Origin of the sequence: Janthinobacterium glycogeni (genome assembly GCF_051380725.1) — a bacterium.
Classification (GTDB): domain Bacteria; phylum Pseudomonadota; class Gammaproteobacteria; order Burkholderiales; family Burkholderiaceae_D; genus Janthinobacterium.
Window position 1 is genome coordinate 484,057 of the sequence record NZ_JBNYXP010000002.1, and the last position, 15,590, is coordinate 499,646.

Annotated in this window: 16 protein-coding genes; 10 read left to right on the plus strand and 6 right to left on the minus strand. The window is 63.8% G+C overall.

Features of this window, described 5'->3' with window-relative positions:
* The first annotated feature begins 22 nt into the window (after positions 1–22).
* The 4 genes from murU to ACQ4W4_RS07795 all read left to right on the plus strand — a co-directional run bounded on the left by murU (position 23) and on the right by ACQ4W4_RS07795 (position 4,279).
* The gene (gene murU / locus ACQ4W4_RS07780) at positions 23–742 is read left to right on the plus strand and encodes an N-acetylmuramate alpha-1-phosphate uridylyltransferase MurU (RefSeq protein ID WP_436541469.1); all 720 of its coding nucleotides are present in this window, start codon (positions 23–25) and stop codon (positions 740–742) included.
* The gene (locus tag ACQ4W4_RS07785; protein WP_436541548.1) at positions 742–2,064 is read left to right on the plus strand and encodes an aminopeptidase P N-terminal domain-containing protein; all 1,323 of its coding nucleotides are present in this window, start codon (positions 742–744) and stop codon (positions 2,062–2,064) included. The genes murU and ACQ4W4_RS07785 overlap by 1 nt, the downstream gene beginning before the upstream one ends.
* A 9-nt stretch (positions 2,065–2,073) precedes the next feature.
* Positions 2,074–3,216: a UbiH/UbiF/VisC/COQ6 family ubiquinone biosynthesis hydroxylase gene (locus ACQ4W4_RS07790; RefSeq protein WP_436541470.1), complete on the plus strand. Its 1,143-nt coding sequence runs from the start codon at positions 2,074–2,076 to the stop codon at positions 3,214–3,216.
* Between the two features lie 115 nt (positions 3,217–3,331).
* Positions 3,332–4,279, plus strand: coding sequence for a GGDEF domain-containing protein (locus ACQ4W4_RS07795; RefSeq protein WP_436541471.1), 948 nt, complete (start codon positions 3,332–3,334; stop codon positions 4,277–4,279).
* Positions 4,280–4,327: 48 nt separating this feature from the next.
* Here ACQ4W4_RS07795 and ACQ4W4_RS07800 read toward each other — a convergent pair whose 3' ends face one another.
* Genes ACQ4W4_RS07800 through ACQ4W4_RS07810 form a run of 3 tightly spaced genes read right to left on the minus strand, consistent with a single transcriptional unit; the run spans position 4,328 to position 7,256 of the window.
* A complete protein-coding gene (locus tag ACQ4W4_RS07800) occupies positions 4,328–5,782 on the minus strand; it encodes an NAD(P)(+) transhydrogenase (Re/Si-specific) subunit beta (RefSeq protein WP_070220594.1) in 1,455 nt (484 codons plus the stop codon).
* Between the two features lie 8 nt (positions 5,783–5,790).
* Entirely contained in the window at positions 5,791–6,105 is a 315-nt protein-coding gene (locus ACQ4W4_RS07805) for an NAD(P) transhydrogenase subunit alpha part 2 (RefSeq protein ID WP_034745644.1), read from the minus strand.
* 38 nt (positions 6,106–6,143) lie between these two features.
* Positions 6,144–7,256 (minus strand): Re/Si-specific NAD(P)(+) transhydrogenase subunit alpha, encoded by a 1,113-nt coding sequence (locus tag ACQ4W4_RS07810; RefSeq protein WP_436541472.1) that lies wholly within the window; start codon positions 7,254–7,256, stop codon positions 6,144–6,146.
* Positions 7,257–7,667: 411 nt separating this feature from the next.
* On the opposite strand from ACQ4W4_RS07810, the gene ACQ4W4_RS07815 reads away from it, so the two are divergent.
* Genes ACQ4W4_RS07815 through ACQ4W4_RS07825 form a run of 3 tightly spaced genes read left to right on the plus strand, consistent with a single transcriptional unit; the run spans position 7,668 to position 9,464 of the window.
* Positions 7,668–8,147, plus strand: coding sequence for an NUDIX hydrolase (locus ACQ4W4_RS07815; protein WP_010401817.1), 480 nt, complete (start codon positions 7,668–7,670; stop codon positions 8,145–8,147).
* Positions 8,148–8,178: 31 nt separating this feature from the next.
* Complete coding sequence (gene mnmA / locus ACQ4W4_RS07820; RefSeq protein WP_436541473.1) at positions 8,179–9,294, plus strand: tRNA 2-thiouridine(34) synthase MnmA; 1,116 nt, start codon at positions 8,179–8,181, stop codon at positions 9,292–9,294.
* A 23-nt stretch (positions 9,295–9,317) separates the two neighbouring features.
* Positions 9,318–9,464, plus strand: coding sequence for a hypothetical protein (locus tag ACQ4W4_RS07825; protein WP_436541474.1), 147 nt, complete (start codon positions 9,318–9,320; stop codon positions 9,462–9,464).
* Between the two features lie 13 nt (positions 9,465–9,477).
* On the opposite strand, the gene ACQ4W4_RS07830 is transcribed toward ACQ4W4_RS07825, so the two are convergent.
* The 3 genes from ACQ4W4_RS07830 to ACQ4W4_RS07840 all read right to left on the minus strand — a co-directional run bounded on the left by ACQ4W4_RS07830 (position 9,478) and on the right by ACQ4W4_RS07840 (position 11,460).
* Positions 9,478–9,897: a response regulator gene (locus ACQ4W4_RS07830; protein ID WP_436541549.1), complete on the minus strand. Its 420-nt coding sequence runs from the start codon at positions 9,895–9,897 to the stop codon at positions 9,478–9,480.
* A gap of 46 nt (positions 9,898–9,943) precedes the next feature.
* The gene (locus ACQ4W4_RS07835; RefSeq protein WP_070220600.1) at positions 9,944–10,717 is read right to left on the minus strand and encodes a 5'-3' exonuclease; all 774 of its coding nucleotides are present in this window, start codon (positions 10,715–10,717) and stop codon (positions 9,944–9,946) included.
* A gap of 71 nt (positions 10,718–10,788) precedes the next feature.
* Positions 10,789–11,460 carry a glutathione S-transferase gene (locus ACQ4W4_RS07840; protein ID WP_436541475.1) on the minus strand — a complete coding sequence of 224 codons (672 nt, stop codon included), beginning with the start codon at positions 11,458–11,460 and terminating at the stop codon, positions 10,789–10,791.
* A gap of 165 nt (positions 11,461–11,625) precedes the next feature.
* Here ACQ4W4_RS07840 and ACQ4W4_RS07845 point away from each other — a divergent pair, with 165 nt between their 5' ends.
* From ACQ4W4_RS07845 to ACQ4W4_RS07855, 3 genes are all read left to right on the plus strand, one after another.
* Positions 11,626–12,678, plus strand: coding sequence for a YjgN family protein (locus ACQ4W4_RS07845; protein ID WP_436500162.1), 1,053 nt, complete (start codon positions 11,626–11,628; stop codon positions 12,676–12,678).
* A 1-nt stretch (position 12,679) separates the two neighbouring features.
* Entirely contained in the window at positions 12,680–13,693 is a 1,014-nt protein-coding gene (locus tag ACQ4W4_RS07850; protein WP_436541476.1) for a M48 family metallopeptidase, read from the plus strand.
* A gap of 223 nt (positions 13,694–13,916) precedes the next feature.
* Positions 13,917–15,527, plus strand: coding sequence for an FMN-binding glutamate synthase family protein (locus tag ACQ4W4_RS07855; RefSeq protein ID WP_436541477.1), 1,611 nt, complete (start codon positions 13,917–13,919; stop codon positions 15,525–15,527).
* Positions 15,528–15,590: the final 63 nt, after the last annotated feature.

The following is a 15,590-nucleotide window of genomic DNA, read 5'->3' on the forward strand; positions in this document are numbered from 1 at the left end:
AACAAATCAGAAAAGACTACCCATGAAAGCCATGATCTTTGCCGCAGGCCGCGGTGAACGGATGCGTCCGCTCACCGATACCTGTCCCAAACCGCTGCTGAAAGTGCGCGGCCGCCCGCTGATCGTCTGGCATGTGCTGAACCTGGTGCGCGCCGGCATCACGGACATCGTCATCAACCATTCCCACCTGGGCCACCTGATCGAGGAAACCCTGGGCGACGGCAGCGCGTATGGCGCGCGCATCGCGTACTCGCCCGAGACCACGCCGCTGGAAACGGCGGGCGGCATCGCCCAGGCCCGCCATTTGCTGGGCGAGGAACCGTTCCTCGCCATTTCCGGCGACATCTATTGCCCCTACTTTGATTTCAAGCAAGTGCTCGACGTGCTTGCCGACAAGGATGTGCTGGGCACGCCGTATCCGGCCGACCAGCGCGACATCGCCTGGGCCTACCTGGTGCCCAATCCCGACTTCCATCCCAAGGGCGACTTCGGCCTGACCTTGTTCGCGATCAACAATACGGACGAGACCAAGTGGACCTTCGCCAATATCGGCGTATACCGTCCCGAGATGTTCGATGGCATCGCGCCCGGCAGCCACGCCAAACTGGGCGACCTGCTGCGCAGCTACGCGGACCAAGGCCGCGTGGGCGGCGAAGTCTATCCGGGTGAATGGACGAATGTGGGCACGCCGGCTCAGCTCGACGCCCTCAACGGCATCACGGCCAAGGCCAGCGCAACATGATGGCCAATTACGCGGCACGGCGCGCGGCGCTGCTGGCGCAGATGCTGCCGGGCAGCGTGGCCATCCTCGCCACGGCGCCCGAAGTGCCGCGCAACAGCGATTGCGATTATCCGTATCGCCACGACAGCTATTTCTATTACCTGAGCGGTTACACGGAACCCGACAGCGCCGTGGCCCTCGTGGCCGCCAGCGCCACGGCGCCCGCGCGCGCCATCCTGTTTTGTCGCGCCAAGAGTACGGAACGCGAAATCTGGGACGGTTTCCGCCACGGCCCCGAGGCGGCGCGCGCCAGTTTCGGCTTTGACGCCGCCTTCCCCATCGAAGAACTCGACGTGGAAATGACGCGCCTGCTGGCCGACTCGCCCGCCATCTACTATGCGTTGGGCGGCAGCCTCGATGCGCAAGTGAAGCTGTGGCGGCATAACGTGCGGCAAAAGGCCCGCAGCGGCGTCACGGCGCCCGCCATCGCGCATGATATCAATGGCATGCTCGACGCCATGCGCCTGCTGAAAGACACGCAGGAACAGCAGCTGATGCGCCGCACGGCCGCCATTTCCAGCGCCGCGCACGTACGCGCCATGCGTGCCACGCGGCCCGGCATGCACGAATATGCGCTCGAAGCGGAGCTGCTGTACGAATTTCGCCGCAGCGGGGCGCAGTTTCCCGCCTATTCCTCCATCGTGGCGGGCGGCGGCAACGCCTGCATCCTGCACTACAGCGCCAACAACGCGGTATTAAAGGACGGCGAGCTGGTCCTGATCGACGCCGGCTGCGAACTCGATGGCTATGCCTCGGACATCACGCGCACCTGGCCCGTCAACGGCCGTTTCAGCGGCCCGCAGCGGGCGCTGTACGAGCTGGTGCTGGCGGCGCAACAGGCGGCGCTGGACATGGTGCGCCCCGGCTTGCCGCACAGCGCCATCCACGAAGCGGCCGTGCAAGTGCTGGCGCAAGGCATGCTGGACCTGGGTTTGCTGGACCGCCAGAAAAGCGGCAGCGCGCAGGACGTCATCGCCGACAAGGCCTATATGCCCTTCTACATGCACGGCACCAGCCACTGGCTGGGCATGGACGTGCACGACGTGGGCGCCTACCGCGACACCACCGCACCCGGCAAGCCGTGGCGCGCTTTGGCACCGGGCATGGTGCTGACGGTCGAACCAGGCATCTACGTGCGCCCGGGTACGGGCGTGCCCGAGCAGTTCTGGCATACCGGCATCCGCATCGAAGACGATGTGCTGGTCACGCCGCAAGGCCATGAAGTCTTCAGCACGGCGCCCAGGAGCGTCGCTGAAATCGAACAATTGATGTCACAGGATTAACCCCGCCGCATGCATACACCGTCCACTTTCGATCTCGCCATCTGCGGCGCCGGCCCCGTGGGCATGGCGCTGGCCGCCCTGCTGGTGCAGCGCGGCAGCCGCGCCGCCGGCATCGCCCTGCTCGACGCCAAATCCATCGAACAGGCCCGGCGCGACCCGCGCACCATCGCCCTGTCGCACGGCAGCCGCCAGATACTCGAGGAAGCGGGCGCCTGGCCCGTCGAGGCGACGCCTATTCACCAGATCCACGTGTCGCGCCGCGGCCATTTCGGGCGCAGCCTGATGGACCGCAGCGAGCATGGCGTCGAGGCGCTCGGTTATGTCGCCCGTTACGGCGCCGTCGTCAGCGCGCTGGCCGACGTATGCGAGCGCCTGGGCGTGGCCAGCCTGCGTCCGGCGCTGGTGACCGGCAGCGCGGAGGATGCCGATGGCGTGTCCGTGCAGATCGACCAGGCGGGCGTCCCGTCAAGCTTGCGCGCCGGCCTGCTGGTGCAGGCCGAGGGCGGCCTGTTCGGCCAGCAGCCGGAACGCGCCGTCAGCCGCGATTATGGGCAAAGCGCCATCATCGCCCATGTGCGTACAAGCGCCCCCATCGCGCACCGCGCATATGAGCGCTTCACCGACGAAGGCCCGCTGGCCCTGCTGCCGCAGGACGACGGCTACGCGCTGGTGTGGTGCGTGCCGCCCACGCGCGCCGAGCAGTTGCTGGCCCTGGACGACGCTGCCTTCCTGGCCCGCCTGGGCGCAGCCTTCGGCAGCCGCCTGGGACGCTTTACGCACACGACGGCGCGCCTGGCCTATCCGCTGGGCCTGAACGCGCAGGCGAACGGCACGGCGCGCACGGTCGCCATCGGCAATGCGGCGCAAACCCTGCATCCGGTGGCGGGACAGGGCTTGAACCTGGGCTTGCGCGACGCCGCCGTGCTGGCCCGCGTGCTGGCGCAGGACAGCAGCCCGGCCGGGCTGGAACGCTACGCCAGCCTGCGCCAGGCCGACCGGGGCCTGACCGTGCGCGTCACCGACACCATGGCGCGCATCTTCACGGGCAGCGCCCCCACGCAAGGCTTGCTGGGCCTGTCGCTGGGCTTGCTGGACGTTTTCAGTCCCGCGCGCAAAAGCCTGGCCACGCTGATGATGTACGGCCGCCGCTGAACCTTGGCAATAAGTAAAGGGCACGGGCGAAAAAGAAACAGGGGACATCTCCGGCATGGAGTAAACGGCCTGCGGATGCGACAATGGCTGTCACCTGGTTTTTGGCGACCGTTCCATGACAGATGCATTGCCCGCAGCACCGCCTGCCGCTCTTCCCGAAGTGCTCTTTTCCCGCCTGCTGGAAGACGCCCTCGACGCCGTCATCATCATCGATGAACACTGCCGCATCCGCTATATCAATGGCGCCATGCAGGCGCTGTCGGGCTATGCCAGCGGGGAATTGCTGGGCCAGACCCTGAACGGCCTGCTGCCCGACGCCGTCGGCGCGCAGCACGACAACCACGTGATCAATTACATCCGCAGCTCGCGCACCTCCAGCGTGCTGGGCAAGATACGCGAATTCGCCATCCGCCACCGCGATGCGCAAATGATTCCCATCGAGATGAAGGCGCTGGACCTGGGCGTGGTCGACGGCATCCGCTATTTCGGCGCCTTCTTGCTCGACGTGCGCGAACGGCGGGAACTGGCGGCAAAGAACGCCAGCCTGCTGGCGCAGCTGGAACAGCAGGCGCTGCACGATGCGCTGACGTCGCTGCCCAACCGGCGCGCCTATGAAGCGCAAGCCGAGCAAGCGATGGCGCGCGCGGCACGCAGCGGCGCCGCCCTGACCGTGGGCGTGGCCGACCTCGACCATTTCAAGAAGATCAACGACCGCTACGGCCATGCCGTGGGCGACGCCGTGCTGCGCACGGTGGCGCAGGCGCTACGCGACACGGGACGCATCACCGACGTGGCAGCGCGCCTCGGTGGCGAGGAGTTCGGCCTGCTGTTCCCCGACGCCAGCCTGCAGCAGGCGCACCAGGTGGCCGAACGCATCCGCGCGGCCGTGGCGGCGGCTGTCACCGTACTGCCTGACGGCGGCCCGTTGCACGTCACCATCAGCATCGGTGTGGCGTCGCTGGTGCAAGGCGTCAGCCTGGACGCGGCCATGTCGGAAGCGGACAAGGCCCTGTACGCAGCCAAGCACCAGGGACGCAATAAAGTCGTCGCCGCCGCCCAATAAAAACGGCCCGCGCAAGGCGGGCCATCTTCAGTTGCCTAATGCATTACCTTACTCAACTGCCTTGAGCATATCCTCGATCACCTTCTTGGCGTCGCCAAACACCATCATCGTGTTCGGCTGGTAGAACAGGTCGTTGTCCAGGCCCGCATAGCCGGACGCCATCGAGCGCTTGTTGACGATGATGCTCTTGGCCTTATAGGCTTCGAGGATCGGCATGCCGGCGATCGGCGATTTCGGGTCCTTCGCCGCCGGGTTGACGACGTCGTTCGCGCCCAGCACCAGCACCACGTCCGTCTGGCCGAATTCGCCGTTGATGTCTTCCATCTCGAAGACCTGGTCGTACGGCACTTCCGCCTCGGCCAGCAGCACGTTCATGTGGCCCGGCATGCGCCCCGCCACAGGGTGGATCGCGTACTTGACGGTGACGCCCTTGTGCGTGAGCTTTTCCACCAGTTCTTTCAACGAGTGCTGCGCGCGCGCCACGGCCAGGCCGTAGCCGGGCACGATGATGACGGTTTCCGCATTGCTCATGATGAAGGCGGCATCGTCGGCCGACCCCGATTTGACCGGGCGCTGTTCCTGCGCGCCGGCCGCGCCTGCGGCCGGCGCATCGCCGCCGAAACCGCCGAGGATGACGTTGAAGAACGAGCGGTTCATGGCCTTGCACATGATGTACGACAGGATCGCGCCGGACGAACCGACCAATGAGCCGGCGATGATCAGCATCGAGTTATTCAGCGAAAAGCCGATGCCGGCCGCGGCCCAGCCCGAGTAGCTGTTGAGCATCGACACCACCACCGGCATGTCTGCGCCGCCGATGGGGATGATGATCAGCACGCCCAGCGCAAAGGCGATGAGGGTCATGATGACGAACGGCGTCCAGGCCGGCTCCACCCCGTCGGCAAAGCAGAACGCCAGGCCCAGGCCCACCATCACCAGCGCCAGCACCAGATTGAGCATGTGCTGGCCCTTGAAGCTGACGGGCGCGCCCTGGAACAGGCGGAACTTGTATTTGCCCGACAGCTTGCCGAAGGCGATCACCGAACCGGAGAACGTGATGGCGCCGACAAAGGTGCCGATGAACAGTTCGAAGCGGTTACCGATGGGCAGCGCCTCGCCGTGTTTCGCGATATTGAAGGCCCACGGTTCCGACACGGCCGCCACGGCGATGCAGACGGCCGCCAGGCCGATCAGCGAGTGCATGGCCGCCACCAGTTCCGGCATCTTCGTCATTTCCACGGTTTTCGCCAGGTAGGCGCCGATGGCGCCGCCCGTGACGATGCCGATGATGACGAGGGTCAGGCCCATGCCGCCCGTCTGCTGTTCCTTCAGTTTCAGGATCAGCGCCACGGTGGTGACGGCGGCAATGGCCATGCCGCTCATGCCGAAGGCATTGCCGCGGCGCGCCGTCGATGGCGACGACAGCCCTTTCAAGGCCTGGATGAAGCACACCGAGGCGATCAGGTACATCATCGTCACCAGGTTCATGGTGACGAAGCTCATGGCGTGACTCATTCTTTTGCTCCTTGCTTGGCCTTCGGTTCTTTTTTACGGAACATCTCGAGCATGCGCTGCGTGACGAGGAAGCCGCCGAACACATTGACGGCGGCCAGCGCCACGGCCAGGGTGCCGGCCACTTGCGCTAGCGGGCCATCGGTCAGGCCGGCCGCCAGCATGGCGCCGACGATGATGATGGCGGAAATGGCGTTGGTGACGGCCATCAGCGGCGTATGCAGCGCCGGCGTGACGGTCCAGACGACGTGGTAGCCGACATAAATGGCCAGCACGAAGATGATCAGGTTGGTGATGGTGTGACTGATTTCCATGATGTTGTTTTCTCCCTGTGCCGCATTATTTTCGTAACTTATTTACGCAAGATCACGCTGTCCGCGCAAACCAGGCTGGCCTTGATGATTTCATCCTCGCGGTCGATCAGCAATTGATCGTCCTTGTCGATGATGAGCTTTAAAAAGTCCAGCACGTTGCGCGCATACAGGGCCGAGGCGTCGGCCGCCACCAGGGTCGCCAGGTTCGGCTCGCCCACGATGTAGACGCCGTGTTTCAGCACCGTCTTGCCCAGTTCCGAGAGCGGGCAGTTGCCGCCCTGCTCGACGGCCAGGTCGACGATGACGGAACCCGGTTTCATGGCCTTCACCGTCTCTTCGGAAATGAGCACGGGCGCGGCGCGGCCGGGGATCAGGGCCGTGGTGATGATGATGTCGGCCAGTTTCGCCCGTTCATGCACCAGTTCGGCCTGGCGCCGCATCCAGTCGGCCGGCATGGCGCGCGCGTAGCCGCCCGAACCCTTGGCGATTTCCTTTTCTTCCTCCGTGAGGAACGGCACGTCGAGGAATTTGGCGCCCAAGGATTCCACTTGTTCCTTGACGGGCGGGCGCACGTCGGACGCCTCGATGACGGCGCCCAGGCGCTTGGCCGTGGCGATCGCCTGCAGCCCTGCCACGCCCACGCCCATGATCAGCACGCGGGCCGCCTTGACGGTGCCGGCCGCCGTCATCAGCATCGGCATGAAGCGCTGGTAGGTATTGGCCGCCACCAGCACGGCCTTGTAGCCGGCGATGTTCGCCTGCGACGACAGCACGTCCATCGACTGCGCGCGCGTGATGCGCGGCACGGCTTCGAGGGCGAAGGCGGACAGGCCGGCCGTGGCCATGGCGGCGATATTGTCCGCGTCAAACGGGTTCAACATGCCGATCAGCACCGTACCGCTGGCCATCAGGGCCCGTTCTTCGGCATCGGGCGCGCGCACCTTGAGCACGATGGCGCAGCCATAGGCTTCCTGTGCGGTGCCGACCTGCGCGCCGGCGGCGGCATAGGCCTCGTCGGGAATCGAGGCTTGCAGGCCCGCTCCCGACTGCACGACGACTTGATGCTTGGCTGCCAGCTTCTTGACTGTCTCGGGCGTGGCTGCCACCCGGGTTTCACCAGGCCGTGTTTCGGCCGGTATGCCTATCCTCATGATGCCTCCGCTAATTGATAAACTGACTAGAATCTAACACGGAAAGCAGCGCGTTAAACGTTTGTGAACCAGCAACTTTTAGTCGTACGACACTAATTTCATCCGCATCCATGATTTGTTTCACCATGCGGCGCGGCGCCCATATTGTGGGAAAGGTGTGTCAATCTCACCACAGTCGAGCAAGCGTGCGCGCTTGTTTTGACCACAGGGAAAGCCTATATTAGCGGGCGCTTCCTGCCATCTTGCCAACTAAGCCCCCATGCTAGTGCGCTCCCCGGGAAAGACGTAAGTACCTCCCACCGCTATTTGCTAAAACGTTGTCATTTATCAATATGTCCGCGCAACAAAAGGCCGGCTTCAAACCGCGCGCGCAGAACAAGATAAAATGTCGGCTCTTTCAAGGATGGAATCATGCCGAGAATCTGGAAACCCTCTGTCACCGTGGCCGCCATCGTCGAGCGCGATGGCCTGTTTTTACTGATTGAAGAAGAGACCAGCGAAGGCATCAAGCTCAACCAGCCAGCCGGCCACCTCGACCCGTTCGAGTCGCTGGAGCAGGCGGTGATCCGCGAAACGCTGGAAGAGGCGGCCTACGATTTCATCCCCACGGCACTGGTCGGCATGTACATGTCGCGCTACCAGTCACTGCGCACGGGCGAGGACGTGACCTATCTGCGCTTCACCTTTTGCGGCACGGCCGGCGCCGAGCACGATCGCCCGCTGGACGAAGGCATCATCCGCACCCTGTGGATGACGCGCGACGAACTGGCGGCGTGCCAGGAGCGCCACCGCAGCCCGCTGGTGCTGCAGTGCGTGGATGAATACCTGGCTGGCCGGCGCGCGCCGCTGGCCCTGCTGCACACGCATGCGTCCGTTTTCAATAGCGCATAGCAATATTATCTAAAAGTAACTGGAAAGCAAGATGAGCAAGAAGAAAGTCGTGATCGGCATGTCGGGCGGGGTCGATTCCTCGGTCGCGGCATGGATGCTGAAGGAACAAGGCTATGAAGTCATCGGCCTGTTCATGAAAAACTGGGAAGATGACGACGATTCGGAATACTGCTCCACGCGCCAGGACTGGATCGATGCGGCCAGCGTGGCCGACGTCATCGGCGTCGATATCGAAGCCGTCAATTTCGCCTCCGAATACAAGGATCGCGTGTTCGCCGATTTTCTGCGCGAGTACCAGGCCGGCCGCACGCCGAATCCGGACGTGCTGTGCAACGCCGAAATCAAGTTCAAGGCCTTCCTCGATCACGCCATGACCCTGGGCGCCGACCTGATCGCCACCGGCCACTATGCGCGCGTGCGCCAGGCGCCGACCGACGCGGGCCGTTATGAACTGCTCAAAGCCGTCGACGCCAGCAAGGATCAAAGCTACTTCCTGCATCGCCTGAACCAGGCGCAGCTGTCCAAGACCTTGTTCCCGCTCGGTGAAATCCCGAAGACGCAGGTGCGCCAGATCGCCGCAAAACTGGCGCTGCCGAACGCGCAGAAGAAGGATTCGACGGGCATCTGCTTCATTGGCGAACGCCCGTTCCGCGAATTCCTGAACCGCTACCTGTCGTACAAGCCGGGTCCCATGAAGACGGCCGACGGCAAGACCGTGGGCGAACACGTGGGACTGAGTTTTTATACCCTGGGCCAGCGCAAGGGCATCGGCATCGGCGGCGTGAAGTCGTACCAGAACGCGGACGGCAGCAGCGACGCCTGGTATGTGGCGCGCAAGGATATCGCCAACAACACCCTGTGGGTAGTGCAGGGCCACGACCACCCGTGGCTGCTGTCGCCGGCCTTGAGCGCCGATCAGGCCAGCTGGGTCGCCGGCACGGCGCCGCAGGCAGGCGCCTTGAGCGCCAAGACGCGCTACCGCCAGGCCGACGTGGCTTGCCAGCTGCTGCCGGACGGGAATGAACACTTCGGCCTGGCCTTCGACCAGGCGCAATGGGCCGTCACGCCGGGCCAGTCGGCCGTGTTGTATGATGGGGACGTTTGCCTCGGTGGCGGCATCATCGCCAGCGCCACGGGCATGCCCTGATCATGGACTGAAAGGATACGCTGATGCACACACTGCACGCCCGGATTGTCGCCGCATGGAATGCCTTACCCGTAGTCCTGCAAGCGAGCTTGCTGCTGGGCGCCACAGCGTACTGTTTGCTGCATCTCGGAAAATCACTGGGCCAGGCACTGTATTACCTGACCCACTGACAATGCCAACAGCTCAGTCGGGCTGGTTGCTCGATTGCGCAGCGGCAGCAAGCGCCTGCTGCTGCTTGCGCACCATGGCAATCACCGTATTGCGCACGGTTTTCAGGACCGTGTCGGCCATGAACGGTTTGACGATGAAGCCCGACACGCCCATGGCGTGGGCCGCCTGCAGCGAGGCGGCGTCGATGCCGCCCGAGACCATGAAAATGAGCGTCTTCGGATACTGGGCGCGGATGGTTTGCACCACATTCGTCCCGTCTTCCACCTGCTCGCGCGCGATGCAGACGAAATGCGGGTGGTGCTTGACCAGCAGCGCCAATCCCAGCGCGCTCGTATGCGTCTGCCCGCAGACATCGTAGCCGCCATCGGTCAGGACCGTGTTCAGCAGGCCGCGCGCCACGGCGCTGCTATCGATCAGGACTGTCTTTAACATCATGATTTACATCCCTTGCTTGATTGTTCTTGTGTTGCGCCGGCGCTTACTTCTCCCACGCCAGCTTGTTCCAGGTCACGCCTAAGGTCACGTCCGTCTTGAGTTCCACTAACTTTCTTGAAAGATACAGTATTTCCCGCTCTTTTCGCAGGCTTTCACCGAGCGCGCCGGGCAAAATGCCCGCGCCGGCCATCACGGCGTCGATATTGCCGTAAGCGCGCAACAGTTTCGCGCCCGTCTTCAGTCCGATCTTCGACACGCCGGGAATGCTGTCGGTGACATCGCCCATCAGCGCCAGCAGGTCGGGCAGCAGTTCCGGCGGCACGCCGAACTTTTTCTCGACCCAGGCGTGGTCGTGCCAGACACCCTTGAAATGGTCCCACACGAGCGCGCCGTGCGCGATCAGGCCGTGCAAATCCTTGTCCGTGGTGGCGATGACGGCCGCGCCGCGCCCCTCGTGCAGCCAGCGCATGACGGCCGTGCCGATCACGTCGTCGGCCTCGACCTCGGGAATGCTGACCACGTGCATGCCGAAGCTGGCCAGGGTGGCGTAAAAGCCGGGCAAGGCGTCGCGCAGCACCTGCGGCATGGGCTGGCGCCCCTCGCGGTAGCCGGCGTACAGGGCGTGGCGCCAGGTGGGGCCGCCGAAATCGAAGGCCGGCAGGATGTGCGTCGGCTCGTGGTCGTTGATGAGGGTGCGGAACGACGACAGCGCATGGCGCAGCGCGATCTCCGCCTTCAGGTCGGAATCGGGTTCAGGACTGGCTTCGTAGACGCGACGTACGATATTCAAGCCGTCGATAGCGAGGAGTCTGGCCATGCGGTTAGTCGATGCTGGTTGAATCGGGCATTTTACCGTATGGTTCCCCGCATATCGGCCTTGCATGCCCCTTATTTGGCGAAATCGTAGGGTCCGCCACGTTCGAGAGCACGCTGGTAGGCCGGGCGCGCGTGGATGCGCTGCAGGAAGGCCGTCAGTTTCGGCTGGCGCGCATCGAGCCCGCCGCGCATGGCGGCCGCCTCCAGCGAAAAGCTCATCTGGATGTCGGCCGCCGTGAATTCATTGCCGGCAAACCATTTGCTTTTCTCCAACTCCGCTTCCATATAGGCCAGCTGGCTGTTGATATTGGGCATGATGAAGCTGCTCTTGACCTTGCCGGCGATGCCGCGCGCGATCGGCTTGACGAAAAACGGCATCGGCGACGATTCGATCTTGTCGAACACCAGTTTCAGCAGCAGCGGCGGCATGGCCGAGCCTTCCGCGAAATGCAGCCAATAAGTCCAGCGCAGCTTCTCGGGCGTGCCGGCCGCCGGGATCAAACGGCCATTGCCGTAGCGCTCGACCAGGTACTCGATGATGGCGCCCGATTCGGCGATGGTGTTGGCGCCGTCCGTGATCACAGGCGACTTGCCCAGCGGATGCACGGCCTTCAGCGAGGCGGGCGCCAGCATGGTTTTCGGGTCGCGCTGGTAGCGCTTGACCTCGTAGTCGAGGCCCAGCTCCTCGAGCAGCCATAGCACGCGCTGCGAGCGCGAATTGTTCAGATGGTGGACGACGATCATGGCGATTTCCGTTGGCAATGGTTGAGTCCCAGTATAGCCGGGACGGGAAAATCGCGGCCGCAGGGGCCGTGCACCAAAAATAATTGCGAAAAACACTATTTTCAATTGATAACTTTTCAATCTTCCCTTATCTTGTTTTGTTTCCAATAAGTAAGGAAACCCCCTGTGGATTTCGACACCAACAACACCACGCCCAAGCGTGAAGCCATTACCTTCAGCGCCACCGGCAGCGAATACTTCCGTATCTGGATCGTCAACCTGCTGCTGAGCATCGTCACCCTGGGCATTTATTCCGCCTGGGCCAAGGTCCGCCGCAACCGCTATTTCTATTCCAGCACCCACCTCGCTGGCAGCAGCTTCGAATACCACGGCAATGCCGTCGCCATCCTGAAGGGCCGCATCGCGGCCGTGGTATTGATCGGCGGCTACAACATCGCCTTCCAGATCTCGCCCATCGTCGGCCTGATCATGCTCGTGCTGATGATGGCCGTGCTGCCATGGCTGGTCTGGAAAAGCCTGCAGTTCAAGCTGTACAACACCAGCTACCGCGGCATCCGCTTCGGCTTCGACGGCAGCGCCAGGGAAGCCTACAAATACTTCCTGTGGCTGCCCATCCTGAACACCTTCACGGCTGGCCTGATGACGCCGTTCCTGCACCAGCGCCTGAAGCGCTTCCAGCACACGCAAAGCCGCTTCGGCAGCAGCAATTTCAGTTTTGATGCCTCGGTTGGCAGCTTCTACAAGACCTATTTGCTGTTCTTCGCCCTGCTGCTGGCCGGTTTCCTGGTCCTGATCTTTGTCGTCTTCGCCAGCGTCTTCGCCACCTTTGCCAGCAACGCCAACGATGTCACCAAGGCCGGCAGCATCTTCGGCGCCGTGGCCGCCCTGTATGCGTGGGCCTTTATCGTGCTGCCGCTGTTCCTGACCATGATCCAGAACCTGATCTGGAACCACACGCGCCTGCAGCAGCACCAGTTTCAGTCGCAGCTGACCTGGGGCCGCACCACGTTCGTCATGCTGACCAACCTGCTCGGTATCGTCGTCACCCTGGGCCTATTTTCGCCATTCGCCCAGGTGCGCTGGCTGAAGTACCGCCTGGAAGCGACGTCGATGCTGGTGCACGGCAGCCTGGACGCCTTTGTCGCCGCCACCGGCGAGCAAGTCTCTGCCACGGGCGAAGGCATGGTCGATCTGCTGGACTTCGACCTGTCGCTGTAGCATGACGCTCGATCACCACGCGCCGGGCGCGGCCCCCGTGCCCGCGCGCTATTTCGACGGCCAGACCTCGCGCCTGTACCACGTCACGCTCAGCGTGCGCGATGGCATGGCCTTGCTGGCCGGCGATATCGAGCGCAGCTGCCCGCTCGGCGAGCTGCACGTGTCCGAACGCAGCAGCCACGCCGTGCGCAAGGTCAGCTTTCCCGACGGCGCCTATCTGGAGATCGCCGACCAGGCGGCCTTCAACGACGTGCTGCATGAGACGGGCCACCGCGATGGCTGGGTGGTGCGGCTGCAGCAAAGCTGGCGCGGCGCCCTGCTGGCCACGGTCGCCACCGTGCTGGCCCTGTGGCTCAGCTATCAGTACCTGTTGCCCGTGGTGGCGAAAGGGGTCGCGTATGCGATTCCCCAGTCCGTCGAGCGCCAGCTGGGCCAGGGCGTGCTCGATTTCCTCGACAAGCACGTGTTTGAAGCGAGCAAGCTCGATGGCGCGCGCCAGCAAGCCTTGCGCGCCCGCTTCGCGCGCCTGGCAACGCCTGGCGACAGCGCGCCCGTGCACCGCATCGTTTTCCGCAAGAGCAAGATCGGTCCGAACGCGTTTGCCCTGCCATCCGGCGACATCGTGCTGACCGATGAAATGGTGGAGCTGCTGCCGGACGACGACGCCATCATGGGCGTGCTGGCGCATGAACTGGGGCACCTGCAGCAGCGCCACCTGACGCGCCGCCTGATCCAGACCTCGGCCGTGGGCGCCGGCGCGGCGCTGCTGTTCGGCGACGTGTCGACCGTGGTGGCGACCTTGCCGCCGCTGCTGCTAGACTTGAAATATTCGCGCGACGTCGAGCGCGAGGCGGACGACTACGCGATCGCCATGCTGCGCCAGAACGGCATCGCGCTGGAACACCTGGCGCAGGTGTTTGTCGCCCTGGGCAAGCTGGACGAGGGCACGCCCTATTTGTCGAGCCATCCGGCCAGCGTCGAACGCGTCGCACGCATCCGCGCCGCTCAGCGGTGACCACCTGACCAAACCTACTGCGCGTCGCGCTTTGCGGCCGGCGATGCTCACCGTACTAAAGTATGGTTGCGCTTCTCGGCCACAAATCGCTGCCGCTCGCTACGGTTTTGTCAGGTGTCGCACGTATGGATAGCGTCACTCTGACAGTACACTTTGCCAGTCAGCAAGATATACAAATCACCGGTACACTCAGCAGTATCAGTCTGAATTCACCGGAGTGCCCATGCACCTAGTACCATTTCGCTACCTGACCTTCATTGCGACGGCAGCCATCTTTGTCCTGTCCCTGTTTTACTATGACCATTACTGGCTGCCCGTGCTGGCCGGTGCGCTGACCCTGGTCGGCATCAGCGACCTGCTGCAAACGAAGCGCGCCCTGCGCCGCAACTACCCCATCCTCGCGCACTTCCGCTTCTTTTTCGAGAGCATCCGCCCCGAGATCCGCCAGTATTTCCTGGAAAGCGACAGCGAGGCGACGCCGTTCTCGCGCAGCCAGCGCAGCATCGTCTACCAGCGCGCCAAGGAGCAGACGGACAAGCGCCCGTTCGGCACCCAGCTCGACGTATATGAGGCGGGCTATGAATGGATCAACCACTCCATCGCCCCCGCCAAGGTGACGGGCCACGACTTCCGCATCGACATCGGCAACCATCCGGACTGCCCGCGCGCCAAACCGTATTCGGCCAGCGTCTTCAATATCTCGGCGATGAGCTTTGGCGCCCTGTCGGCCAACGCCATCCTGGCCCTGAACGGCGGCGCCCGCAGCGGCGGCTTCATGCACGACACGGGCGAAGGCAGCATCAGCCCCTACCACCGCGAAAACGGCGGCGACCTGGTGTGGGAAATCGGCTCCGGCTACTTCGGCTGCCGCAACCAGGACGGCACGTTTTCCGAGGAACGCTTCATCGCCAACGCCAGCTCGGAGCAGGTGAAAATGATCGAGCTGAAGATGTCGCAGGGTGCCAAGCCGGGCCACGGCGGCGTGCTGCCGGGCCCGAAAGTGACGATCGAGATCGCCACCACGCGCGGCGTGATGGTGGGCGAGGATTGCGTCTCGCCGGCGGCGCACAGCGCCTTTTCCACGCCGCTGGAAATGCTGCACTTTATCGACCGCCTGCGCACGCTCTCGGGTGGCAAGCCGACGGGCTTCAAGCTGGCCATCGGCCATCCGTGGGAATTTTTCGCCATCGTCAAAGCCATGCTGGAAACGGGCATCACGCCCGACTTCATCGTCGTCGACGGCAGCGAAGGGGGCACGGGCGCGGCACCGCTGGAATTCACGGACCACGTGGGCACGCCGCTGCAGGAAGCGCTGGTACTCGTGCATAACACCCTCGTGGGCGCCAACCTGCGCGAGCGCATCAAGATCGGCTGCTCGGGCAAGATCATCACGGCCTTCGACATCGCCCGCCTGCTGGCGCTGGGCGCCGACTGGTGCAATTCGGCGCGCGGCTTCATGTTCGCGCTGGGCTGCATCCAGTCGCAAAGTTGCCACACGGACCGCTGCCCCACGGGCGTCGCCACGCAAGACCCGCAGCGCCAGCGCGCGCTGGTGGTGCCCGACAAGATCGCCCGCGTAGCGCACTTCCACCAGAACACCATGAAGGCGCTGGCCGAACTGATCGCCGCCGCCGGCCTGGCGCACCCGCAGGAACTGCGCCCGCACCACCTGGTGCGGCGCATCTCGCCGAATCAGGTCAAACTGGCCTCGGCCCTGCTGCCCTTCCTGGAAGCGGGCCAGCTGCTCGACCCGAGCCAGCTGCCGCAGCTGCCGCCCGTGTTCGGCCTGTACTGGCCCAAAGCGCAATCGGCATCGTTCCAACGCCTCGATTGATACGGTGTTTGCGCAAGTGGAGCAATACCACTTAATAACCACTTGCGCAAAAACCCAAATCCA

What these genes read in the sequence shown, in the direction of transcription:
- murU (WP_436541469.1), top strand. Translation starts at nt 23, where the DNA reads ATGAAAGCCATGATCTTTGCCGCAGGCCGCGGTGAACGGATGCGTCCG.
- ACQ4W4_RS07785 (WP_436541548.1), top strand. Translation starts at nt 742, where the DNA reads ATGGCCAATTACGCGGCACGGCGCGCGGCGCTGCTGGCGCAGATGCTG.
- ACQ4W4_RS07790 (WP_436541470.1), top strand. Translation starts at nt 2,074, where the DNA reads ATGCATACACCGTCCACTTTCGATCTCGCCATCTGCGGCGCCGGCCCC.
- ACQ4W4_RS07795 (WP_436541471.1), top strand. Translation starts at nt 3,332, where the DNA reads ATGACAGATGCATTGCCCGCAGCACCGCCTGCCGCTCTTCCCGAAGTG.
- ACQ4W4_RS07800 (WP_070220594.1), bottom strand. Translation starts at nt 5,782, where the DNA reads ATGAGCTTCGTCACCATGAACCTGGTGACGATGATGTACCTGATCGCC.
- ACQ4W4_RS07805 (WP_034745644.1), bottom strand. Translation starts at nt 6,105, where the DNA reads ATGGAAATCAGTCACACCATCACCAACCTGATCATCTTCGTGCTGGCC.
- ACQ4W4_RS07810 (WP_436541472.1), bottom strand. Translation starts at nt 7,256, where the DNA reads ATGAGGATAGGCATACCGGCCGAAACACGGCCTGGTGAAACCCGGGTG.
- ACQ4W4_RS07815 (WP_010401817.1), top strand. Translation starts at nt 7,668, where the DNA reads ATGCCGAGAATCTGGAAACCCTCTGTCACCGTGGCCGCCATCGTCGAG.
- mnmA (WP_436541473.1), top strand. Translation starts at nt 8,179, where the DNA reads ATGAGCAAGAAGAAAGTCGTGATCGGCATGTCGGGCGGGGTCGATTCC.
- ACQ4W4_RS07825 (WP_436541474.1), top strand. Translation starts at nt 9,318, where the DNA reads ATGCACACACTGCACGCCCGGATTGTCGCCGCATGGAATGCCTTACCC.
- ACQ4W4_RS07830 (WP_436541549.1), bottom strand. Translation starts at nt 9,897, where the DNA reads ATGTTAAAGACAGTCCTGATCGATAGCAGCGCCGTGGCGCGCGGCCTG.
- ACQ4W4_RS07835 (WP_070220600.1), bottom strand. Translation starts at nt 10,717, where the DNA reads ATGGCCAGACTCCTCGCTATCGACGGCTTGAATATCGTACGTCGCGTC.
- ACQ4W4_RS07840 (WP_436541475.1), bottom strand. Translation starts at nt 11,460, where the DNA reads ATGATCGTCGTCCACCATCTGAACAATTCGCGCTCGCAGCGCGTGCTA.
- ACQ4W4_RS07850 (WP_436541476.1), top strand. Translation starts at nt 12,680, where the DNA reads ATGACGCTCGATCACCACGCGCCGGGCGCGGCCCCCGTGCCCGCGCGC.
- ACQ4W4_RS07855 (WP_436541477.1), top strand. Translation starts at nt 13,917, where the DNA reads ATGCACCTAGTACCATTTCGCTACCTGACCTTCATTGCGACGGCAGCC.